Source organism: Winogradskyella tangerina (assembly GCF_003260205.1).
In the GTDB taxonomy this organism is placed as follows: Bacteria; Bacteroidota; Bacteroidia; order Flavobacteriales; family Flavobacteriaceae; genus Winogradskyella; species Winogradskyella tangerina.
Genome location: NZ_QERF01000002.1, coordinates 341,567 through 365,755 on the forward strand (window position 1 = coordinate 341,567; position 24,189 = coordinate 365,755).

The window sequence follows — 24,189 nt, forward strand, 5'->3', positions numbered from 1 at the left end:
GTTCGACTGAATTAATTTCAGCATCTTTGAGTTATGAATGCAAAAATCATTGCTAACGGCATTTTACGCGCTCTGGGTATTCTGGCAGCAATAGTACTTGTTCTATATTTCCTTTATAAAATTCAATCGGTTATTGTTTACATTGCTGTAGCTGCAGTTATTTCTCTAATCGGAAGACCTATTGTACTCTTTTTGCGACGCAAATTAAAATTTAATAACACCCTGGCAGTTGTTGTAACTATGGTTTTATTCATTGGAATTTTACTCAGCCTAATCAGCATGTTTATTCCGCTTATTGCCGATCAAGGAAGAAACCTTGCTCTGCTCGATTTTCAGCAGCTTGAAAGCAATGTTGATAATCTCTACCAACAGATCATCACCTATTTTGAATTCAATAATATTGATGTTGAAGAATCCATAAAAGATTCTAACCTCCTTTCGAAATTAGACTTTTCACTGATCCCGAATTTTTTCAATGGACTCGTAAGTGGTTTAGGAAGTTTTAGTATTGGACTCTTTTCGGTTTTGTTTATATCATTCTTCTTCTTGAAGGATAGTCAGCTATTCGAAAATGGTATTTTAATGTTTGTACCAAAAGGCAACGAAATGCGTTCAAAGCGCTCTTGGAATACAATTAAAGATTTGCTATCACGCTATTTTGTTGGGCTCATTTTTCAAATACTAATTCTATTTGTCATTTATACCATTGTCTTATTGATCTTCGGAATCGACAACGCTTTGGTGATCGCATTTTTATGTGCATTATTAAATTTGGTACCCTACGTCGGTCCTTTAGTGAGTGGGTTTTTAATGTTACTGCTTAGCATGTCTAGCAACTTGGGTGAAAGCTTTAGCGAGGTCATTTTACCCAAAACCACTTATGTAATGATAGGTTTTGTTATTGCACAGCTTGTCGATAATTTCTTTAGCCAGCCGTTTATTTTTTCAAAAAGTGTGAAATCACATCCGTTAGAAATTTTCCTCGTTATTATCATCGCAGGAATCCTATTTGGAATCGTTGGGATGATCGTGGCTGTACCAGCTTACACCGCCATAAAAGTCATTTTGAAAGAGTTTTTATCTGAATATAAATTCGTGAATAAGCTCACAAAGGGCTTATAATTATGGTTTGAATAAATCACTCTTAAATATTGAAATACAAGATTTTATAAATTCAAACTTAAAATCAGATATCTCAAACCTTCTTCTAAAAGGAATTACTTTCGAAGGTGTTGACACCAAGTCAATCATTGAACAAATTGAAGCCAAAAAACGTTGTGAAAAGAAGTTACCTACCTGGTTTAATACTGCTAATATCTACTATCCTAACAGACTAAATATTGAGCAAAGTTCTTCTGAAATTACTGCGAAATACAAATCTAATCTGGTCACAGGAAATTCATTAATCGATCTTACGGGTGGGTTTGGAGTAGACAGCTTTTTCTTTGCCAAACAGATTGAACAAGTGACCCATTGCGAAATAAATTCTGACTTATCAGAAATGGTAAAGCATAATTATAATGCTCTGAAAATTGACAATATTTCATGTTTAAATGAAAGTGGCATTGAAGCTCTTAAGCGTATTGACGAGCCTTTCAATTGGATCTATATCGATCCATCTCGACGAGACGATTCAAAAAAGAAAGTGTTTTTATTGTCAGATTGTACACCAAATATTAAGACCTTTCAAGGGTTATTTTTGAAATATGCAAAGCATGTAATGATCAAAACATCACCACTGCTCGATATTAAAAACACCATCAATGATCTTAAAAACGTAAAGGAACTTCACATTGTTGCGGTCAATAACGAAGTTAAAGAGTTACTATGGATCTTAGAGCGTGATTATGGAGGTGACGTTTTTATCAATACTACAAATCTTTCAAAAGTAGATGCTGAAATATTTGCGTTTAATTTTAATGACGAAGGCTCAAACTCTGCAACTTTTAGCCAGCCACTATCCTATCTGTACGAGCCTAATGCCGCAATTCTAAAGGCTGGTGCGTTTAGCACCGTTAGTGCTCATTTAGAAGTACATAAACTGCATAAACATTCGCACTTATATACCTTAGATCGTTTAGTTGATTTTCCGGGAAGGCGATTTAAAATTGAAAAAGTTATCGCATTCAATAAAAAAGAGTTTTCAAAAGAGAGAATATCAAAAGCGAATATCACTACGCGAAACTTCCCAATATCAGTTCATGATATAAGAAAGAAATTCAAAATAAAAGATGGTGGTAACACTTATCTCTTCTTCACCACAGACCTCAATAATTCGAAAATAATTATCGTCTGTACTAAAGATTTATAGGCGTATAAGACACAATGGTATTATTAGAATCGATCTCAATCTCGTAGGCCATACAGGTATCCATTTGTATTTCAACCTTATCATCATAAACGACCGGATCGTTACTATCTAAAATGAACAAGGTCTCACCAGGCTCAAAACTAGCCCATGATGTTGTTGAATTTGCTGGTATATTCGGAATAAATATAATCTCTTCACCGATGGCATTATACACCTTGAAATCGAACGGAATAGTACCATTATTAACAACTCTAGTGATTGGGTCCTCATCTACGCAAGGATCATTATTTGAGGATAATGCTACTTCCGTTGTACTATCATGAAGTTCTGAGTCTGGTGTACACGCAAAAAGCATTAAAACGAGACACAGTAGCTGTGTCACTTTAAGTAGGTTTCTCATTGCTCAATAGTTTCATTGCTGTAGACAAGTCTGCAACAATCAATTTGGGACTCCAAACATATAAAACAATTTCGAAATATCGATAAAATGAATCAATTATTCGACGAAATGCACGCTATTCAAATTTGAAAATGGAAGAATTTGTAAAGGCATAATGCACTGCATCTTTGGGACTATCGTGAGTGTTTAACCCTGTAAATAAGCTAAATGCCGGAAGAATAAGCTGTTTTTGTGTCACCTGATAACACGGTAATTTTAACTTCTGCCTACCTTTTCCTTTAATAAGCACACCCGGATGTGTATGCCCAGAAATACTAAAGAAATCTGAAGTATCATCCACACTATCGTGTACAAAAACAAAGGGTGCATTTACCCATTGGAAAACCGATTCAATATTCAAGTCCTCTAAAAAATGTCTTGATCTTTCATCATGATTACCCTTAATTAGTAGCAATTTTAAACTATCAAAACTATTCAACCACGTTTTGAATTTATCCATATCACTATTAACCTCAGCATGAAACAAGTCGCCTACAACAATGAGCTGATCCGCCCTAAAATACTGAATAAGAGCTTCTAACCTATGTAGATCTTTCTCCAGAATATCATGTGGCATTGGTATCCCATGCCTTCGAAAATGGGCTGTTTTCCCAACATGAAGGTCCGACAAAATCAAAGCATTCTCGCGTTTCCAAAAAATAGCACGTTGATTAGTTAATGTGAGTTCCTCACCAGATATAGAAATATGTTCTTCTGCTATATTCAATTAATCAATTTTAAAAGCCTGCTCTTTAATACGTTGAATGCGTTTATCGAGATTTTCATTACTCATGGTGCCTCGCAGACTATCAACTTTTAGTGGAAAACTCAATGGTGTAAACGATCTGGCGTGTTTAACAATAATCTTACTTTTCGAAATACGTTCAAAAGACTGCTGCAATCTTGCCTCTTCTAACTGCTGATTGAATACTTCCGTATAGGCTTGTTTCAGTAATAAATTATCTGGTTCGTAATCTTCAAGCACGCGAAAGATAAGTCCAGAAGACGATTGTAAACTCTTATTATTCTTGCGTGTCCCAGGTTGCGATTGTACTACTAAACCAGCAATAACTGCGATATCTCTAAACTTACGAGAAGCCATTTCAGAAGCATTAATACTAGCCACAACATCATCCATAAGATTTTCCTTACTCAGTAAGGCCCTAATATTCTCTTGATCGACCGGAATAGGCTGATCACTTAACAATTCAAAACCATAATCATTCATTGCGATTGTAAATGTAATGGGCTTGATCTTACTGATGCGGTATGCCATTAATGCCGAAAAAACTTCATGTACCAGTCGGCCTTCAAACGGATACATAAATAAATGATGGCCGTCTTTGGTCTCAATTAATTCAACTAAAAATTCATCCTGCTTAGGAATATGAGAATGCTCTTCTTGCCTACTGACTAACGGATTCAAAAAGCGTAATTCTTTTTCTAATCGACCGGGTTGGAGCGCATCAGACAGTTTCAAACGTAAATAATGACTAAGGTGTGAGGTTAAAGGAAGTCGTCCGCCCAACCAACTCGGTGACACTGCTTTCTTCGCTTTACTACGACGCACCAGTACGGTCATATCCTTAATTTGAACCAGTTCAAGAACTCGACCTGCCAAAATAAAACTATCGCCTGGCTTTAATTTCGAAATGAAAAATTCTTCGATCATGCCAATATAACCGCCAGACATATATTTTACCATCACATTGACCTCGCTTACTATGGCTCCGATATTCATGCGATGCAACATACTTATACGACGACTTTTTACGCGGTAATTGCCATCTTCTTCAAGAATAACTTTATGAAATTCCTCATAGGAATTAAGAGTTTTACCTCCTTTTGTTATGAAATGAATGCACCAAAGCCAATCTTCTTTAGTGAGGTAGTTAAATGCGTGGATTTGTTGAATACGTTGAAATAATTCTTCAGATTTAAACCCTTCACCCACGGCTAATGTGACCATAAATTGTACCAGTACATCGAAGGTTAACACCATCGGATCGCGCGATTCCATTTGTTTATCTTTGATGGCTTCTTTCAAAGCTGAAACTTCAACCAATTCTAAGGAATGCGTAGGAATGAAATATATTTTTGAACGTTCGAAAGGAGAATGACCACTTCGACCTGCGCGCTGCATAAACCGCGCAATACCTTTAACCGATCCAATTTGAATCACACAATCTACAGGTTTAAAATCAACACCAAGGTCTAAAGACGATGTACAAACCACAGCCTTTAAATACCCTGAAGCGATATTATCCTCAATCCAGTTCCGTAACTTTTTATCGATCGATCCATGATGAATAGCTAATAATCCTGCCAGATCTGGTTGTGCGTTTAACAATAATTGATACCACAATTCTGCTTGTCCACGCGTATTGGTAAAGATGAGTGTCGTTGTATTTGAAGCAATGATGGGTAAAATTTTATCTACCATTTTTGCCCCTAAATGACCGGCCCATGGCAAAACTTCAATCTCATCAGGTAAGACTGATATGATATCGAGCTTCTTCTTTTGTTTGGCCTTAATTTCAGTAATCTTCAAGTCTGAATAGGGTAATAAAACAGATTTTGCTTCCTCTAAGTTACCAATGGTGGCCGTTATTCCCCAGATTTTCAGTTTAGGTGCGTAGTGCCTTAATTGGGAGATCGCAAGTTCTGTTAATACACCTCTTTTATTTCCGATCAGTTCGTGCCATTCATCAATGGCTACACATTTCAAATTTTTGAACCATCTGGAATTCTTTTTTTGTGAGAACAACAAATGCATAGTTTCTGGAGTCGTCAGTAAAATATCTGGCATATTTCGCTCTTGACGGCGTCTTGCAGCTGTTGGAGTGTCACCATTTCGTACTTCAGCAGTCCAATCTAAACCTATGGCATCTATGGCCTCATTCATAGCTTTGGCCAGATCCTTTGCCAATGATCGTAAGGGACTAATCCATAATAACTTCAATCCTTTAGGATAACGCTCTGGGTGATTAAGGTAATCGATTACAACAGCAAGAAATACAGAGAATGTCTTTCCGAATCCTGTCGGCGCTACGACCATACCGGAGTACCCATTTGCATACCGCTGCCAAGTTTGCAATTGAAATGGAAATGGCGCATAACCATTCTCAGCCATCCAATTATTAATTATACGCAAACCTTCGCTATCTCTAAACTGACTCAAGTTGAAGTAATTAATTGTTTAACGGTTTCTATGGTATCAATTTCATCTACCGGTTTGTCTTTTCGCCAACGTGCAATTCTTGGGAATCTTAGAGCAACACCTGATTTATGGCGATTACTTAGAGCGATGCCTTCAAAAGCAATTTCAAAAACCAGTTCGGGCTTCACTGTTCTTACGGGGCCAAAACGTTCAATGGCGTTTTTATTTACCCACTGAGATATCTCGGTAATCTCTTTGTCTGTTAAGCCTGAATAGGCCTTTGCAACGGTGACTAGGGCGTCATCTTTCTTCACAGCAAAGGTGTAATCTGTGTATTTTGAACTTCTTCGCCCACTACCCTTTTGCGCATAGATCATAACGGCATCGATGGTTAACGGATCTACCTTCCATTTCCACCAATCACCTTTTTTGCGACCGGTGTGATAAGGCGAATGCTTCTGTTTTAGCATTAGTCCCTCGCTATTTATTGCTCTTGAATTATTTCTTATTTCATGAAGCTCATCCCACTTTTCAAACTTAACCAAAAACGATAATTGCAAATGATCTGGTAATGCTATGGAATCGAAAATTGTTTCCAGTCTTTGCCTTCGCTCGATAAATGAAACAGAACGCATATCATCGCCTTCATATTCCAGGAGGTCATAGGCATAGAATCCGATGGGAATTTCCTCTAATAATTTTTTGGTGACATTTTTACGATTCAAGCGTTTTTGAAGGTCATTAAAAAGTAAAACGTCGTTGTCTTTCATAGCCAGTATTTCGCCATCAATCACAAAATCATATTTGAAATTTTTTATAGCTTCTACAAGCTCAGGAAATTGTTTCGTAACTAATTCTTCACCACGCGACCAGATATAAATTTCGTTGTTACGCTTCACGATCTGACCTCTAATCCCATCCCATTTTTGTTCTACGATCCAATCATGAGGTTCGCCTAATTCTGGAAGTTCTTTTTCTAAAGCATAGGCCAAACAGAAGGGATAAGGTTTGGAATTATCGTAGTTGATATGAGTACCATTGATTAGTTCTTCAAAGGTAATATCATCCACTGTCCAGTTTCCAATAATACTATGCATCAATTGGTTGGAATCTATTCCTGTTAATTTTGACAAGGCATTGACAAGCGTTTTTTTTGAAACTCCAATTCTGAAACTTCCACCGATGAGTTTATTGAATATCAGTCGTTCTTGTTGGTCTAAACCAGACCATGCCTCCAAGACAAAGGCTTTTTTATCTTCCTCAGATTTTGGTTTTAAAGCCTTTAATTCGGTCATCCATTCATGAAGGCTAAGATCTAATTTGTGATTAGGTTCTGGTAGCAAAAGTGCCATGGTTTCACCGAGATCACCTACGGTGCTGTAACTTTCTAAAAAAAGCCATTCGGGTAGTGTTGTGAGTTCCATACACCATGCTCGCATAAGTGTTGTTTTAACAGGTCTGGAAGGGCGTTTACCTGTGAAAAGTGCAATGAGCCATAGTTTGTCCTTATCTGGAGCTCTTTTGAAATAATCAACCAAAGCATCAATCTTGGCATTGGTTTTATTGGTAATCTCTAAGGCACTTATGAGCTCTGAAAATAACTTCATTCGGCACTGGCTTTATCAGTTTCAACTTCGGAATTGATTAAGGTTTCGTCGCCGTATTCGGTAATTAATTCTTTTGCATTAATCCCAATCTCTCTCAGGTATTTTGAAAAAACAGCCTGGTAGCCATGTGTAACATAAACTTGTTCAGCCTCTGAAGATTTAACGGCGTCGATGAGACCATTCCAATCGGCATGATCACTAACCGCAAATCCGGCATCAACAGATTGCCAGCGACGATTGCCGCGAATTTGCATCCAACCTGAACATATTGCGGTTGCAGGATTGGGCAGGCGCTTAAGCATTCTTGAACCTAACAATGCAGGTGGTGCAATAATGACTTTGTTTTGGAGTGTTTTTTTATCAAGATCGGCAGACCATAATTTTGTTTCAGGGAGTTGAAACCCTGAAGCTGAAATGGCTTCATTCAAATTATAAATTGATCGATGCACGTAAATATCGTCATCTACACCCTCTAGTAGAGAAAGTAATCGTTGCGCCTTCCCAAGTGAATAGCCTAAAAATACTGAAGCTCTGTTATTAATTCGGTTATTCTCGACCCAACTATGTAATTCGCCTTGTAATTCTTCTTCCTTTTTCCAATTATAAATTGGTAGTCCGAAGGTACTTTCAGTAATGAATGTATGGCATTTAATGGATTCAAAAGGAGTAGTTATAAAATCGGGCTGCGTTTTGTAGTCACCAGTGAAAACCACCACATATCCTTTATATTCTAAACGGATCTGAGCAGAACCTATCACATGTCCTGCAGGATAGAAACTAACATCAACACCGTTGATAACTAGATGCTCACCATATTCTATACTTTGAACCTTAATATCGGCTCCTAGTCTATGTTTCAGAATGGGCTTTGAATCGTTAGTACAGAGATAGTTCTTCATTCCCCAACGGGCATGATCAGCATGGCCATGCGAAATTATGGCGTAGTCTACTGGTTTCCAAGGATCAAGATAGAATTTACCTTGTGGACAATAGATCCCTTTTTTGGTGAATTTTATAAGTTGGTTTTCTTTTTGCACAGCGTTGTAAGCTATAAAAAATGTGAATATGCCTGTAGTAAAATATAGTTAATTTTTAATATTTGAATGAAAAATCAGGAAGCAAAAATTTTAAAATGACTTAAAATGAATCTTGTAAGTGAAAGAAATTCTAAAATCATAAAATCGTATTAAAAAACTCGATATTTTTTTTGCGTTCTTTGATATGATAAGTTACATTTGCATCCGCAATTTTAGGAAACGTTCTTTAGATTGTATGGAGAGGTGCCAGAGTGGTAATGGAGCAGATTGCTAATCTGTCAACGCGTAAGTGTTGCCCGGGTTCGAATCCCGGTCTCTCCGCCTTCGCCCGCTGAAGTATAAACCAAAGCAGGCAACAATATATGGACAAGCGGGCTCCGTCGGACGGGTCCGCCCATTCCATTAAAAATCAAATTACAGCGCATGCTGTAATTCGGGGTGTAGCACCTCGACTGCGCTCGGTACAGGCTTCGCCCGGAACCGGGCTACAAGTTCAGAATTGATGACCGTTTTGAAGTTGTAATTTGAAATATTGACATTTAATACTGTTTTCGGGGTGTAGCGTAGCCCGGTTATCGCGCCGCGTTTGGGACGCGGAGGTCGCAGGTTCGAATCCTGCCACCCCGACTACGTTCATTGAAGCTTTTGTGAAGTAGTACTTCTAGCTTCTTGAACTTCGTCGGTTAAACCCGACAAAAAGGTTGAATTAAATTTGGTTAAAAATTTATTTTTATAAGAAATTGGTTCAAGCTTTTGCAGAAAGCATCGCTTTTTGCAACAAACTATATTCAGGATCAACGCAGTTAATCCTGTAATAAGAGCAAAGAAGAAATGTCAGCATACCTGCTGGTCCCTTCGTTAAAAATGTCTTCCAGACATTTTTTATTCACTCGGTCCGGTCGCGTAGCTCAGCTGGATAGAGCATCTGCCTTCTAAGCAGACGGTCACAGGTTCGAATCCTGTCGCGATCACTTTTTACTATTCAGTATTTTTCACTTCCCCGCGTTACGCCAGTAACGACGGGGATTTTAGTTTCTCATGGTTTCGGTGAAGTTCGGTGATTGTCACTTTTTTGTTTCACCTATACTTCACCCGTTGAAGTTATATTTCACCTAAAATAAAAAACTATGAGTTCAAGTATTAAATTTATCATCAACAAAAGCAAGAAAAGTAAAAGAGACAATCGTTATCCAATTTACCTAAGAGTTTTTCAAAATTTTAAAAAATCAGAGGGTTCTATGGATTTAACCAGAGTCAACGAATCAGATTTGAAATATTGGATAGAAGCTACCCAACGCTTCGATTCAAAGCAAAAGAAGTTTGAAGCCTACAATCTATTGTTTAATGAAATAGAAAATGAGTTTCACCATTTTCTACGGGAACACAGAAATGATATAAATAAAATAAGTGCCAAGGATATTAGAGATCACTTATTAAATAGAAACAAGCCCAATGAGGAGGTTTATCTCCACGATGCAATTTGGGATTGGTATAATACAGAAGTCCTAAACGATGGAGATAAGACGTTAGGAACCAAGAAGAATTACAAAAAATCACTAAACCATTTTAGTAATTTTCTTAAACGTGCCAAATTAAAAAATCTACGTATTGAAGATTTTAAACGGTTTCATGCCAATAAGTTTATGACCTATTTAAAACAATCTGATAATAAAACAGGAAAAATTGCATTAAAAGGCCAATCTGTGAATAGTGTAATCAAGAACATAAAACCTTATTTTTCAAAGTTACAGCAAGACGAAGCTATCCTATCAAATCCGTTCCATGGTATTAGGGCTACTGAAAAAAAGATTCATAAACCAAGACTTTCTAATGAAGATTTTAAAAGAATCGTAGAATTGGATTTATCAAATGATTTGAAGTTAGACGTTTACAGGGACTTATTCTTGTTTCTTTGTTTCACAGGATTGAGTTACTGCGATGCTACTAATTTGCGTTATGAGGATGTAAAAAACGGAAAATTTCAACTGTATCGCAAAAAGTCCAATGTAAGTACAAGGCAGTTTTTTATCAGACAGAGCTGGAAGATTATATTAAAGTATGAAGGACTGACTCCTGAGTCCCGCATTTTACCCAAGCGAAGTTTGGATAAATTGAATTTAAATTTAAAATTAATTGCTGTTAAAGCGGGAATTAGCTATAATTTGACTAGTTACTCAGCGCGACGGTTCTTCCGTCAATCTATTCATCAATCTGGAATTAGAGAGGCATTAGTTGTGAAAACCTTAATGGGACATACGCGATCAAACGACATGGACCACCATTATTTTCTTGTCGATGACAACATTTTGATTAAGGCCAAGAAAAAACTACAGAAACACTATAAAAAACTGCTGAAATGAATCAGTCAATTGAACAGTACCGAGCCAAGTTAAAAATACTTAATGCTAAGTATAAAAAACAAATAATATGCGATTTTGAATTAAAAAAAAGATCGCTTCTGGAAGAATTAAGGAAACAATATGACAAATGGAAAGAATCGAATGATATCCATAGGTTTATGCTAATTGGTAAAATTACTAGTCAGCTATCATTCTATAACTGCAAAGATGTAATTAATAATATGAAAGAATTAGGTATCAGTCAGTATACGTTGCGGAAGTTTGTTGACTTTAACTCTATTTTCAGAAGGCTAGACTTATTTCAGAATCAATCTAATTACCTATTTCCCTATAAAATCGTTTGGCCGTTATATGTAATGTATAGTGATTTTCTTATTCAAGATTTTTTAGCAATTGACTATGGAATAGACATATCAGCCATTGCAAAAAAAATAAATCGTCAGCGGCATAATCTGACATTCCCTTTTGAATTGAAAGAAAATGAAATGCATTTAAAACAATTGCAACGATTTTTCAAAGATGATTTCATATTCAACCTCTCAGAGAAGAACACCATAAGTTCAATGGCCCATGTTTATGCATATCCGCATAAATCTGTCTACAAAGCTATGTATAAAGAAATTGAGCATTTTAATTGTGAACTGCTTGCCAATGAATTGAATGTTGGTGATTACAAAGTTGACTTTTATGACCTACTAGTAATAATTTTAAGGAATCAAGGTCTATTGAATAAAAATGAAGAAGTAATTGATCGAAGCTATTATAACGAAAGGCAGCATAAAATCTTAACGGTTAATAGCATATTGGGATTGTGATTTTTTTGTTTCAACAATTCACGGCAGTTTCTGGCGAAATTAGTAGCAAAATTTATAATATGAATACTATAGAGAATCAAAAATTGAAGCTTAAAGAAACAACACTTATAGGAGACTGGATACCACGAAAAGTTGTCAAAGAGTTTTTTGGTTATGGTAATACTAAAATGGCATCTTTCGCAAGGGATTATGATATAAGAGTATCGAAAGTTGGAAAGCGAGTTTTTTATAGCTATTCCGACATATTACGTCTTTTGGAAGAAGAATCACTTCTTTGAGCATGATTTCTTTTCAGTCGTTCTAAAGCTGTTTCATATTTCAGGTCATCAATCAGTTTATTTAGTTCTGATTGTAAATCACGAAATCTCAATTGAATCATCCATAATTCTAGATAAGAATCAGAATCTGACTTGCTATGATTTTTAACTTCTTCAATATTTTTATTGAGTTCATCAATATAATCCTTTACTTTTTGGGTAAGGTTTGTTAGCCTTTCAGCCCTCAATGGTTTCCCATATCTTTTTTTATACTTTATCAATATCCATCTTGCCCATTCAGAAATGCATATTTCATTCTCATTGGCCAAAATTTCAAATTGATTATGGATACTTTCAGTTAATCTCATTGAAAGATTTTTAGTCTTAGGTTGTTTCATAATCATCTCATTTGAATTATTAGATCAAATTTAGCCCTTATTAGTTGTTTATTGTTGAAACAAAAATTTGACATCCAATGTTTTTATAAGAACCAAATAGGTATAAAATCTTCAATCCTTAGTTCTAGAATACAAAATGTTGTATAGTCAATGATATATCATTTTCAACCATTCATGATAGTAATACTTTGTTGGGTTGGACTATAATAAAAAGAAATAAATAGCACGCCGTATACTAATGTATACGATGAAATCGACAATCTGTATACAAGCGTATACGGTTATAAAAATGAAGCTAACATACTATTAACTAATACAATGACACAATTAATCAAAGGCTTTTATGCAAGTAAAATAATGCAGTAATAATATTTTATTAACCTCTAAAGCAAATAAGACATACAAAATATTTCTTCGCTTTATAGTTAAATCGGTTCTTCCATTTTTAAGATTATCAAACTGCCTGCTTATGATAAACACTTTGACCACCACCATAATAATTGGTGTAAACATGTTGATAAACAGTATCTGATTTTAAATTTACATCTTCATCAGAATATTGTTCTTGTGGTAAATGAAGAAGATTATCATAAATAATATTTTTCACTTGCGCTTTCACTTGACGACTCTCTCTCCAGCGTTCTACTTTCAGTTTCTCTTCTTTAAGTTTCTCTAAAGTTTGCTTGGCTACCTTTTTTACGGTTTTAATTTCTTTTGAATCTAATTCTTTACCTTCTTTAAGCAAATCGAAAATGGCCAAAGTTTCCTGGTCTCCTAAGTTTTCTCGGACCACTCTTTGCTCTTCGTGCGTTAAATCTTGTATGAAACTATTCAATTTTTCAAATGCCCTTACCGTATCTTCTAAGCTTTTACCTTTATTATATTCTTCTATTATTTCTTGGTATCTATCATAGAACTCTAGACGTAATGGATTTTCCTTAAGCATTTGCTCCAGCTTTTTTTCAATAGCCTTTTGCATATTATAGGTGATTGTATTCTTTCTAGGTGCTTTTTCAAATGCCGCTCTAAGCTTTTCGAAATCCAAAGACCCTAAATCCACATAAACCTCTTCTTCGTCCTCACCTACCTTATCCTGTATTATAATACTATCACTCACTATGGACTGAAGTTCCCTTATTATTTCTGTAACATCAGCAGATTTTACATTTTGATTTAGCTGATTATAAATGGCCTCAATGGCATTATACTTTTTAACGTAAGGTCTAACTTCTTCTTCTGGGAAAAGCGCTTTGTATTTTCTAAATACATTACGAGCCATCATTTCAAATGTTGTGCGTGTTGCATCATTAAGACATATAGCATCAGTGGCTTTATTGATAAGACTTAACTTCTGCATGGGTTTTGCATTAATTAAATCCGATAGCTTAAATTTAAGTAGATTCAGAAACTCGACAACTTCCTTAATTGCCTTTTTTAAATCCTCTGCAAGCTCTGCTAATTGCTCAACCGGTTCACCAATATCTTTCTTAAGTCCTGCGCCTTTACTTCCCTCGCCATAAATAGCATAGGCTTTTTCTAATTGCTTATAAACATTGCCATAATCTACGATTAGGCCATTTTCCTTTTCATCATCATAAACACGATTTGCTCTTGCAATGGTTTGCATTAAAGTGTGACCTTTAATTGGCTTGTCTAGATAAACGGTTGATACGCAAGGAGCATCAAATCCAGTGATCCACATAGCACAAACTATGGCTAACCTAAATGAATTGTCCTCGTCCTTAAATTCTTTTTCAAGGTCTCGCTCTACCATCTTACGTCTATGTGTTTCAATATCAAGACCAAGCTTTCTGAATTTATCAACCTCGTTTTGTTCTCCACTTACCACCACACAAACTTCAGTATTGGCTACTTTGTCATACTTACGCTTTAAATCCAAATATTCTTGTTCATCCTGTGCTTTCTTCATGCGATCCTCCAATTCTTTTAGGTATTCAGGCCAATATTTCATCACCAAATTATGCATGCGTACAGCAGTTGGTTTATCTAGAGACACATACATGGCCTTACCTTGATAACCACGTTCGTTAAAGTGCCAGACCAAGTCTTTGGCAATGGCATCTAAACGTGGCTCGGCAGTAAGGATAGGATAGTTTTGTTGAAAGAGGTATGCTAATTTTTTCTTTTGATCGTCATCTAAATCTTCGTTTTCAAATACCTCAGCCATTTTTTCATCTAACTCAGGATTAACAATATCCAGTTTTTCACCACGATTTACATAACGCAACGGTAATGTGGCTTCATCTTCAATAGCTCTTTTGAAATCATAAATAGACACATATTCACCAAAAATATTCTTGGTTAATTCTAACTCATCTTTGATAATTGGTGTACCTGTAAACCCTAAATAAGAAGCTTTAGGTATACCATGGAAACGCATATTTCTGGCATAAGTACCACCTTGCGTTCTGTGTGCCTCATCTGAGATGACTATAATGTTTGGACGATCTGTAATCAGCGGATATTCTGATTCTTTTTCTTTATTAATTGAGAATTTATGGATGAGCGTAAAAATGTATCTGTGGTTGTCTGCCAATAATTCCCTAAGATGTTCCCGACCTGTAATACCAGCTTTCTTCCCCGCAACGATCTGTTTATCATTAACAACTCCTACACCAGAAAAAGTATCGTAAAGTTGATTTTCTAATTCTGTTCTGTCTGCAACAATCAAGAAGGTGTAAGATCCACCAAGCTTTCTAATTATCTTCTCACAAATGAATACCATGGAATATGACTTACCACTTCCCTGCGTGTGCCAAAATACACCAAGCTTACCTTGTAAATCATCAATGTTTTTAACGTTGGCCAAAACCTTATTTACACCAATATATTGGTGGTTTTTTGCCATGATTTTAGACGTTTCTCCACCCGAAGAATCAAAGAGAAGGAAATTTTCAAATATATCCATGAGGCGATGCTTGGCACATGTTCCTCTAAGCATGGTATCTAAACTCACTAAACCTTCTTCGTCCTCTTCAATACGCTTCCAGTCTAAAAAGAATTTATATGGACTCGTCACCGTACCGACTTTGGCATCCGTACCATTGGATAGGATGATAAAGGCATTACAATGTAATATGCGAGGTATGGTATCCTTATAATCTCTTAAATTATCATCATAGGCATGACGCAAATTGTTGTGGTGTGCCTTGAGCTCCATAAATACAAGCGGAATACCATTAACAAAACCAACCACATCTGGTCTTCTGTTATATAGCTCACCAATGACCTCTAACTGACGTACTGCTAAAAAATGGTTGTCCTCGTAATTTCTGAAATTAAAGACTTTAAGCTTCTTTTTTATCAGCTCTCCTTTAGCATTGGTAAAATTGACCTCAACACCGTTTTTGAGCAGGTTGTACTTAATTTTATTGGTATTGCCCAGTGACTGACCAGACAAATTCTGTTCAATTTGCTCTATAGCATTAGAATAAGCAGTATCAGGTAAATTTGGATTTAAACGTTTTAAGGCATCAGATAAATAACGCACAAGAATAACATCAGACTTTTCTTCCCTACCAAGTAAGCCATCTGGCCCAAGGGTTTCTTTGGTCCAAGCCGTGACAACCTCCCAACCCAATTCTTCTAATACATCTTGGGTGGCCTGTTCTACTAAACCGTCTTCTGAATATTCGTAGCTCATAAGATAATTAGTTCTTTGTTCTTTTTGTGATACTGTTTTGTAATTATGAATTCATTTAGCCTATCTAAAAATGCTTCTTCACTTTTTATTATCTCACTCATTGACATTTCTTTACCAACTCTAATACCATCAACCAAGAAACCACTATCGAGTCTCCTGTTATCAAATAATTGAGTAGCATGAGATTTTTGTTGATTTATATGCTTGTTTACTGGGTAAATTAATCCACCAAAGAGTACTTTTGGCTGATAGTATTGTATGTAAGAATGAATTTGGTAAAAGTCACTTCTGTCAACATCAATCTTGTTTAGATTCATAGTTTTAAATTTAGCATCTAGAACAATAATATCATCAGAATACTTATGTTTCATAACTATATCAGGAAACATACGCCTTCCAAAAAACATTTTATCATACACCATTAATTCTTCTTGACCTGTAACGTACCAGTCATCAAAATAGCGGTCTAAAAGTTTTTCTAAATACACTTCAAATAACTGTGCCACATCAAATAAATAACCTTTTGTAATTAACGATGAATCATCACTTAATTGCAAGCTCTTTTCTCTTAATATGATTTCTGCATAACCAAGAACCTTCTTGTAACCATCGAACATTGGATTGTTTAAAACACTATGGTTTTTAGCTTTTTGAATTGTAGATATCTGAGGGAAATTACCTGAGTAATATTGTTTTAGAATTTGATGAATACCTAGCAGTTTTCGTTTTATACATGATCCATAAATTGGTTCTAAATGCAAACAGCAAGCGAATAGTACATCTACGATTTCTTGAACATATACTTGCTCCCTGTAAGAAGTAGTTATTTTCCCAGTAAAAGGTATATTCTCTTTAAGAAAGGAGTTAATATCTATCTTACCTCTAACTTTATTTCCGTGTTGTGAAAGTGTTTGATACGCTTTTGGAAGACCTAAAACCGCTGCTCTCTCAAGAGATTGAATGAATAAATATGCAATAATATCCTGAAACTCATTTGTATCATTAGATTGCCGAGCAAGATTATCTTGATTATCAACATAAATATCATTAACATAATTCAACATACGGTTAAGGAAATTCTTCCCATATCGTGTTGTTATATTGAATTGGCAATCGTTGTAATATACTACACCAGAAAACAAACCGGTTTGTACAAAAAAGTTAGATCTGCCATCTTGATTGTTCTTAGAATATAACTTAAGAATAAGCTGTTCTTCATCTTCGAGTTTATTTCTTGAAGATTTGAACTTAAAAAGTTCTAATTGTTCCAAAGAGTTAGACTTGGTTGTTAACTCATAAACGGAGGAGAATAGTTTTTTCTTAACTACAGTTTTATTAGCACCAAATACATCCCTTAGGTCATCCTCTAAAATAGGATGCCTCTCATGATAATTATGATTATTTGGTGCCGAGAATCTCATTATTTTCCTTTGATGGGATTTGTGAAGTACTTTAGACCTTCATCTATTTTCTTGTCAAGCTCACTTTCAGGAAACATGGCACGTAAGTATTCCCTAAAGGTTGGCTGTAAATGCAATTTGAATAGATTTTCCAGATTTTTTTTGGTAATGTTTTTTGAATTAGAAATATCGCTTATCTTCATAAAGAACGAATGACCAAACTCATAAGACTTGCCCAGACCAAGATCTTCACTAATATATTTGTTAAGGCTTTCACAGCATTTTCTATAAGTCTCTATATTATTAAAGTCCTCTCCATTTCTATACTTAACATCGTTTTCAATAACATCATAATCGCAGTCTTTTCTAATCCACTTAAATCGTCGTCTTAGAGCTAAATCAAACGTATCAATACTTTTATCTACATCGTTCATCATACCAATGAAAAATACATTTTTTGGTACTCCAAAGTAAACATTGCCATTCTCTAGATGGTAGGCTAAGGACTTGTTTGAAGGATTGTCTTTTATAAGATCTTCAATTAGACCTGAATATTGCGTTTTCATCAAGTTATCGCCATCTATACCATTATGACGGTAATCTTTTTCGAGAAGTGATAAGGTTTCACCGAACACAGAAGACAGATTAGCTCTGTTAATTTCATCAACTATAAAATAGTATGAATTTGGGTCTCTGTTTTCTTCATTTGCTTTAATACATTCTTTCTTAGCCTTTTTGCAGAATTTTTTAAAAATTCCATCAACCAAATTAAATTTAATGTTTCCATTTTCTGTTACGCCTTTTGGTTTAATACCTTCAATAAAATCCTCATAGGTAAAAGATGGGTGAAACTGAACCATTTCATATCTCGATTTGTCACCTTGGCAGAGGTATTTTAAACTGTTATGAACAGAATAGGTTTTTCCAGTACCTGGTGGACCATAGAGTATAACATTAGGTGAATCTTCATCTGCTATTCCTGTAATGGTAGCATATTTCCAAAGAAATCTCGATAGTAAAACACTTTCTACCCTATTTGAAGTATCAATATTAAGTAGGTCGTTTATAATCAATCTGATTTCATGTGTCTTACCAAGATTCCTTATTTCATCACTTAGGACAAATTCATTGTGCAACGTATTAATTGCATCATCTGAGTACATGGATAAAAACGTATGGTGATTGTTTAAAACAGCTGCTTTACGTAAGACCTGTTTACCATGATAATCACTAGATTCTATGGCGCTAATAATATCTTCAGGATTTGTAGAAATAACAATAGTTTTTAAAAGCGGTTTAATACTTTGGTTAAAGACTTCTAATGCTTGTTCTTTGGTGTGCTCTGTTTGTTTCTCTCCTTTTCTTAGTTCTTTTTTTAAGGTATAAGTCTCGCCGTCTTCATTTAACTTAACCATAAAATTATTAGCGTTACCTGGTTTTGAAGAGCCGTAGATTACACGAGTAGTTCTCTCAAAAAAGTTACAAAGATACCCTCCAGGCATAGCTGCATCATCACTATTTTTTCTATTAGTGTAATCATCTATTGTTAAAGAATCATCTTTAATCTTATCACAATAGATTTTCCATTGATGTTGCAATTCTTCAATTTGTTTTTCAATATCACGTAATTGAATATCGTCATATTCAGATTGATACTGTTTCCAGAGTTCCTTGATCTCTGATATTCTTTTGTTAGAAAGCTTTATGTTTTCCATAAGTGTTTTTCTTTGTGCGAGTAGATACCAATTAATAATTCTTTGAGAAGTACTTTTTGATCTATCTCTGCATATTTTAAGAGTTCCTCTTGAGTCGGGAAAAGTAAAGTTGTATGCTGGGTCGTAAAAGTCTAATATCTTTATCTTCCTACGAAAGGGAAACCAATCTAAATTTTTATTAACCACATCCACCTTAAAAGCAGGACCATCTACCATAACCAAAGCTATTGGTCTGTTACCACTTTTAACAGCCACAATATCTCCTTCTTTCATTTCATTATAGAACTGATTTCTAAGTGACTCTCCTTTTTCCCACTGACCTAAACCAATGATCTTTTTTTGACTCAATAATTCTATTACGCGTTTCTCGTTAAAATTACTAGAGTCATTAGGATGAAGTTGTATATGCCAGAAATTCATAGTTTTTCTAATTGGTCGTTTAAAATTTCTATATCCTGTAAAGCCTTTTTACCTTGTTTGGCGTAATGTTCTATTTGCGCCTTTTGTTGCTCATTTGGGATATATCCATTTTCTAAAACCTTCTTATTCATTGTAACTATAACAACCCTTAGATTGTTAACATACTCCTCTAATTCCTTAATTCTTTCATTTATTAATTTTCTCATTTTACTAAGTGTTTATAAATAAATATCTAGAAGTTTATAAAACACCAGGTTTTTTAAAAAAATTTTCAATTAACTAAAACTAACCTCATCAATCATCACCAATTAAATTGTCCCACGACGAGAAATCTTCTTCGTCAAAATCTTCATCATGAAGGCCTGGAATCAACCGATCTAATTCTGCTTCAGGATTATTATGGCTATCTTCTTTATTAGTATTATCTGCTATAAAATTTCTTATGTCATCACGGAGCTTCATCAGATCTTTAATAGGCTGCAGACGTGTATCATCAATGTATCTTATTTCCATTTCTACCTCACCTTCCAGTTCTTCTAATTCTTCAAAACCACTATCGGCATCGCACATGTCTTTGATGATTTGGTATTGTTGTTTAAAATATTCTAAATCTTTAGCCATTTACTTCTGCGGTTTTAACATCTAAGGCCTCCAGATCTATCATCCCAGTCATTAAACGAGGTAAAAATATATCTCTTGCTTCTTTAAGAAGTTGGTTTTGCTTAAAAAGAACTAATTGAGTTTCAAAAGAGTTAATGATTAAATCATGAAATTTTTGAACAATATCAGCTGTAGGCAAAGCAACCTTAAATAGTCCTAATTGTGTTAAATTTATATTGGGTTGAGCGGCCTGACCACTAATAGTATTTATGAGCTTATTCATATATGCGGAAGCTAAGAAATACCTGATATAAAATGGACTAATTAAAGTTTGATCTAATCTTACAATACCTACTGCTTGGTTTGTATTTGCTGGAAGCTCATTTCTACTTACCAAGGCAACTCTTCCTAGAACTCCAGCAATCGAAACAATTACATCCATTTCTTCAAGCTTTGATCTTTTTAATAGTTCATGAGTCTCATCGTCTATATAAGCAAACTTATTGTGAATAAAACTGCCACTATCGGTATAACTTTCTGCTTTTATATAATTGACCCCTTGCTTTATAAATTGCCTTTTTAAAGAAGTTGGTGTAGTTCCTTTTGTGATTTTCAAACATAAATCTTTTAGATAAACCTTCTCCCAACCCTCTGGCAAACCTGTTTCTTTATTAATTGGTGTGGTTTCATGGCCAGGGAATTTCATCCTTACAAACCACTCCTCGTAGGTGTTTTGTGCTTTTTCTTCTAGTAACTTAATCCTCTTTAGATTATTCTCAATTAAATCATCATAAGCCGATAAAATAGAGGCAATTTTGCGTTGGGTTGGTAGTGGTGGAAGATTGATTTTATAATTAGGAATAGCTTTTTTATTACCTCGTGGCATTTTAGTACCATTTGCACCAGCCATCATAAAATCAAAAAAATCCTGTTTTGATAAATAGTAATAAATAAATTTTGAGTCGGCTTTATTTCCATTAGTCCTTAAAACAAAAACGTCATTTGAGCAACCTCCGCGGAATTTAGCTTGCCAAATTTTCTTAAAATACGGTCTAATATTTGAAACTAAAATATCATCTTTTTCGAATAACGTAGCTCTACCCTTTTTAGGTGCATATACAGATGATGTAATTCCTCCTCTGTCAACTTCCATGTTGTCAGCAGAAATAAAATTAAAAGCATTTAGTTCGACAGAATCAATTTTTAATGTTCTGTAAGGTGCTACTGCGCCAAGTTTTACTTTATCCCATTTATCAATCATAAATCTACAGATTGTATTTGGTTAGTGTATATCTCTTCCACATCTATCATCCCAGTCATTAATCGTGGTAATAAGATATCTCGAGCTTCTTTAAGTCTTTTGTTTTGAGTTTTCAAAACTTCAGTGGTATCTAATATTCTTCCAGCAATCCTTGCGAATATCTTTTGTAACGCCAACGGTGGTATTATAATTGGAATACTTTTAAATGCACCATGATTTAAATCGGGCTGTGCAGAACCTGTCGCTAAACCTTTCACCCTCTTAATAATATGGTCACAAATAAGAAAATGATATAGAAAAATGTTATCTAAGTTTTGTTTCGGTGTAATCCTAAAACAGTTATTGTAAATTATTCCTTTTCTACCAATAAATGCATGACCGACTTGTCCCGTTCGACTGTATATAATCTCGTTCTTATTTACTAAGAACTGCTTTGGTATTGACTCTTTAACAAACAAGGTTTCTGTTTCATTAAATAGATCACTAATTTTCAATAATGGAAACTTAGTTGGTCTTGAGGCCAAATGATGACTACTTTTTTTGTTTAGTGCAAATCCTTGTTGAAGATCTACTAGGAACCCAATTTTTATTCTTTCCCATCCCTCAGGCAATCCTCTTTCATTATTAATAGGTGTGGTTTCATAGCCAGGGAATTTCATCCTTAAAAACCACTCCTCGTAGGTGTGTTGTGCTTTTTCCTCTAATAACTTAATACGCTTTTCGTTGTTTTCTATTAAATCATCATAAGCAGATAAAATTGAGGCTATTTTGCGTTGTGTTGGTAATGGTGGAACTTCGACCAAGTATGCATTTAATACGTTTCTATTTAGTGATGGAACTGCACCACCAGAATTGAATGAAGAAAAGTCTAAGCATTGTAACAAATAGTATGCAAATTTCTCATCATTACCTTTAAAATCCCTTACCCATAAACTTGTATTATGTGGCCAATATTCAGATTTTGCAAATTGAAATTTACCTAATGTTCCTGATCTTCCTGTTATTATGCCAGGTGGTTGAACTTTTGCCACGTTATGATAACCCAAAATTGAAGTTGCCCCATAAACAGGTACATCACCTTTATTAAATTTTGACTTTGGCAAATCATAACCTCTTTGAAACCAAACAAAATCGGTTAAACGTTTCTTGACCCAATCTCGCTTCATAATTGAACAGATTGAATTTGGTTCATCAATTCATTGGCTTCTGCATTTAATTCTTCTAATTCGGCATGGATTTCTGCCATACGGCCTTTATAGTCAAAATCCATATCTATATCTATCTTAACACCTACATAACGGCCTGGTGTTAGGCTGTAGTCTTGCTCTTCTACCTCTTCTAAAGATGCTATTTTACAAAGGCCTTCCACATCTTGGTATTTACCCTCCGGGAAATGCTCATTAAACCAAGCATTGTCTTCGGCAACCTCTAAATCGTCACCTCTAAAGGCATTCATTATAGCAGTTAAGCCTTCCATTTGTTCTTCAGAGAAATCATTAATGGTTGTAGTGACTTTTCTGAAGGTATTGCGTGCGTCAATCATTAAGATCTTATCCTTATTCTCTGCCTTTTTACCCTTATTAAAAAACCATAAATGGCAAGGTAAACTGCGAGTGTAGAAAAAGTTATTACCAATAGACACAATACACTCCACATCACCTGTTTCTATGAGCTGCTGTCGGATACGTTTCTCGGCATGACCAGCATCGGTAGCCGAAGAGGCCATAACAAAACCAGCGCGTCCGGTTTCATTTAAATAAGCATGGAAATACTGGATCCATAAATAGTTGGCATTACCAATGGTTCCCTTTCCAGTAAGCGGAGCTCCAAAAGGTAATCGTGCGTCTTCAGTCAGGAATTTATTTTTGGCATCTACCTTATCTACATTAAACGGTGGATTAGCCATAACAAAGTCGCACTTACCAACCAGATGGTGAGGGTCTGTGTAAAAGCTATTCTCATTAATAATTTTGCCTTCAATACCATGGATGGCTAAGTTCATTTTAGCCAACTTTGTGGTGTTGCTTTTATATTCCGTACCATAAGCGGTAATGGCCTCGTTAACACTCTTATTTTCGTGCGTTCTTATAAAATGTGCCGACTGTACAAACATACCACCAGAGCCACAGGCAGGATCGTGTATAATCCCATGGTTTGGCTGTATAAAATTTACAATAAGGTTTACCAATGATGGTGGTGTAAAGAACTCACCACCTTCTTGTGCACCTGCACCTTGCATCGAGAATTTCATAAGGAAAAACTCATAGATTCGCCCAAACACATCGCCCTTAGCATTTTTTACTACATCTGAGTTAAATACACGTACTAAATCCCTCAATAGTTTTTCATCAAACTGTTGGTAGCTTTTCGGCAGAATACCTTCCAAGTCTTTATACTCCGCCTCAATAAGCTTCATAGCATTGTTAATAGCCTCTGCCATATCTACATCTTCTGGTAAGTCAGCCAGATAATCGTACTTGGCTTTTTCTGGTAGCATTATAGCACCTGCAGCCGCATAGTCGCTCTTGTTAGCCACACGCTTCTCACCTGTTCTTGGATTTACAGGCAGGTTTTTCTCAACTTCTATTTTAGCGTCTTCATAGCGGTTTTGCGCAAAGCGCAAAAGGACCAAGCCTAAAAGTGGGTCTTTATATTCTGCTGCGGTTAGCTTTGAGTTAGATCTCAGATTGTCTGCTGCGTCCCATAATTCGGTTTCGAGTTGTTTTATGTTTTGTTGGGTCATTA

The 24,189-nt window shown here is 35.3% G+C and carries 18 protein-coding genes and 3 tRNA genes; 7 read left to right on the plus strand and 14 right to left on the minus strand.

From position 1 onward, the window contains the following. The first annotated feature begins 33 nt into the window (after positions 1 to 33). Complete coding sequence (locus tag DDY94_RS04245) at positions 34 to 1,122, plus strand: AI-2E family transporter (protein WP_111682798.1); 1,089 nt, start codon at positions 34 to 36, stop codon at positions 1,120 to 1,122. Between the two features lie 7 nt (positions 1,123 to 1,129). Next, positions 1,130 to 2,311, plus strand: a complete 1,182-nt coding sequence (locus tag DDY94_RS04250) for a class I SAM-dependent methyltransferase (protein WP_111682799.1) — start codon at positions 1,130 to 1,132, stop codon at positions 2,309 to 2,311. On the opposite strand, the gene DDY94_RS04255 is transcribed toward DDY94_RS04250, so the two are convergent. From DDY94_RS04255 to DDY94_RS04275, 5 genes are all read right to left on the minus strand, one after another. Continuing rightward, entirely contained in the window at positions 2,298 to 2,711 is a 414-nt protein-coding gene (locus tag DDY94_RS04255; RefSeq protein WP_157957239.1) for a hypothetical protein, read from the minus strand. The two genes, DDY94_RS04250 and DDY94_RS04255, sit on opposite strands and share 14 nt — an antisense overlap. Positions 2,712 to 2,826: 115 nt before the next feature. Continuing rightward, the gene (pdeM, locus tag DDY94_RS04260; RefSeq protein ID WP_111682801.1) at positions 2,827 to 3,477 is read right to left on the minus strand and encodes a ligase-associated DNA damage response endonuclease PdeM; all 651 of its coding nucleotides are present in this window, start codon (positions 3,475 to 3,477) and stop codon (positions 2,827 to 2,829) included. After that, positions 3,478 to 5,931, minus strand: a complete 2,454-nt coding sequence (locus DDY94_RS04265; RefSeq protein WP_262627051.1) for a ligase-associated DNA damage response DEXH box helicase — start codon at positions 5,929 to 5,931, stop codon at positions 3,478 to 3,480. Continuing rightward, on the minus strand, positions 5,928 to 7,517 hold the full coding sequence (locus DDY94_RS04270; RefSeq protein ID WP_111682803.1) for an ATP-dependent DNA ligase: 1,590 nt from the start codon (positions 7,515 to 7,517) through the stop codon (positions 5,928 to 5,930). The genes DDY94_RS04265 and DDY94_RS04270 overlap by 4 nt, the downstream gene beginning before the upstream one ends. Continuing rightward, on the minus strand, positions 7,514 to 8,554 hold the full coding sequence (locus tag DDY94_RS04275; protein ID WP_111682804.1) for a ligase-associated DNA damage response exonuclease: 1,041 nt from the start codon (positions 8,552 to 8,554) through the stop codon (positions 7,514 to 7,516). Before DDY94_RS04275 ends, DDY94_RS04270 begins: the two co-directional genes overlap by 4 nt. 237 nt (positions 8,555 to 8,791) lie before the next feature. Between DDY94_RS04275 and DDY94_RS04280 the strand changes: the two genes are divergently transcribed. From DDY94_RS04280 to DDY94_RS04300, 5 genes are all read left to right on the plus strand, one after another. Beyond that, a tRNA-Ser gene (locus DDY94_RS04280) sits at positions 8,792 to 8,875 on the plus strand. 231 nt (positions 8,876 to 9,106) lie between these two features. After that, positions 9,107 to 9,181, plus strand: a tRNA-Pro gene (locus DDY94_RS04285). 270 nt (positions 9,182 to 9,451) lie between these two features. After that, positions 9,452 to 9,525, plus strand: a tRNA-Arg gene (locus DDY94_RS04290). A 267-nt stretch (positions 9,526 to 9,792) separates the two neighbouring features. Next, a complete protein-coding gene (locus tag DDY94_RS04295; protein ID WP_157957240.1) occupies positions 9,793 to 10,914 on the plus strand; it encodes a tyrosine-type recombinase/integrase in 1,122 nt (373 codons plus the stop codon). Then, a complete protein-coding gene (locus tag DDY94_RS04300) occupies positions 10,911 to 11,729 on the plus strand; it encodes a hypothetical protein (protein ID WP_111682806.1) in 819 nt (272 codons plus the stop codon). Before DDY94_RS04295 ends, DDY94_RS04300 begins: the two co-directional genes overlap by 4 nt. 232 nt (positions 11,730 to 11,961) lie before the next feature. Here the strand turns inward: DDY94_RS04300 and DDY94_RS04305 are convergent, their stop codons facing one another. The 9 genes from DDY94_RS04305 to DDY94_RS04345 all read right to left on the minus strand — a co-directional run bounded on the left by DDY94_RS04305 (position 11,962) and on the right by DDY94_RS04345 (position 24,187). Beyond that, positions 11,962 to 12,384 (minus strand): hypothetical protein, encoded by a 423-nt coding sequence (locus tag DDY94_RS04305; RefSeq protein ID WP_157957241.1) that lies wholly within the window; start codon positions 12,382 to 12,384, stop codon positions 11,962 to 11,964. 454 nt (positions 12,385 to 12,838) lie between these two features. Then, positions 12,839 to 16,048, minus strand: coding sequence for a type I restriction endonuclease subunit R (locus DDY94_RS04310; RefSeq protein WP_111682808.1), 3,210 nt, complete (start codon positions 16,046 to 16,048; stop codon positions 12,839 to 12,841). Then, positions 16,045 to 17,469, minus strand: a complete 1,425-nt coding sequence (locus DDY94_RS04315) for an McrC family protein (RefSeq protein WP_111682809.1) — start codon at positions 17,467 to 17,469, stop codon at positions 16,045 to 16,047. Before DDY94_RS04315 ends, DDY94_RS04310 begins: the two co-directional genes overlap by 4 nt. Further along, entirely contained in the window at positions 17,469 to 19,583 is a 2,115-nt protein-coding gene (locus tag DDY94_RS04320) for an AAA family ATPase (protein ID WP_111682810.1), read from the minus strand. The genes DDY94_RS04315 and DDY94_RS04320 overlap by 1 nt, the downstream gene beginning before the upstream one ends. Beyond that, on the minus strand, positions 19,580 to 19,789 hold the full coding sequence (locus tag DDY94_RS04325) for a hypothetical protein (protein ID WP_111682811.1): 210 nt from the start codon (positions 19,787 to 19,789) through the stop codon (positions 19,580 to 19,582). The genes DDY94_RS04320 and DDY94_RS04325 overlap by 4 nt, the downstream gene beginning before the upstream one ends. Positions 19,790 to 19,877: 88 nt before the next feature. Next, positions 19,878 to 20,204 (minus strand): hypothetical protein, encoded by a 327-nt coding sequence (locus DDY94_RS04330; RefSeq protein WP_111682812.1) that lies wholly within the window; start codon positions 20,202 to 20,204, stop codon positions 19,878 to 19,880. Next, complete coding sequence (locus DDY94_RS04335; protein WP_111682813.1) at positions 20,197 to 21,444, minus strand: restriction endonuclease subunit S; 1,248 nt, start codon at positions 21,442 to 21,444, stop codon at positions 20,197 to 20,199. The genes DDY94_RS04330 and DDY94_RS04335 overlap by 8 nt, the downstream gene beginning before the upstream one ends. Then, positions 21,441 to 22,610: a restriction endonuclease subunit S gene (locus DDY94_RS04340; RefSeq protein WP_111682814.1), complete on the minus strand. Its 1,170-nt coding sequence runs from the start codon at positions 22,608 to 22,610 to the stop codon at positions 21,441 to 21,443. Before DDY94_RS04340 ends, DDY94_RS04335 begins: the two co-directional genes overlap by 4 nt. Beyond that, positions 22,607 to 24,187, minus strand: coding sequence for a type I restriction-modification system subunit M (locus tag DDY94_RS04345; protein WP_111682815.1), 1,581 nt, complete (start codon positions 24,185 to 24,187; stop codon positions 22,607 to 22,609). Before DDY94_RS04345 ends, DDY94_RS04340 begins: the two co-directional genes overlap by 4 nt. Positions 24,188 to 24,189: the final 2 nt, after the last annotated feature.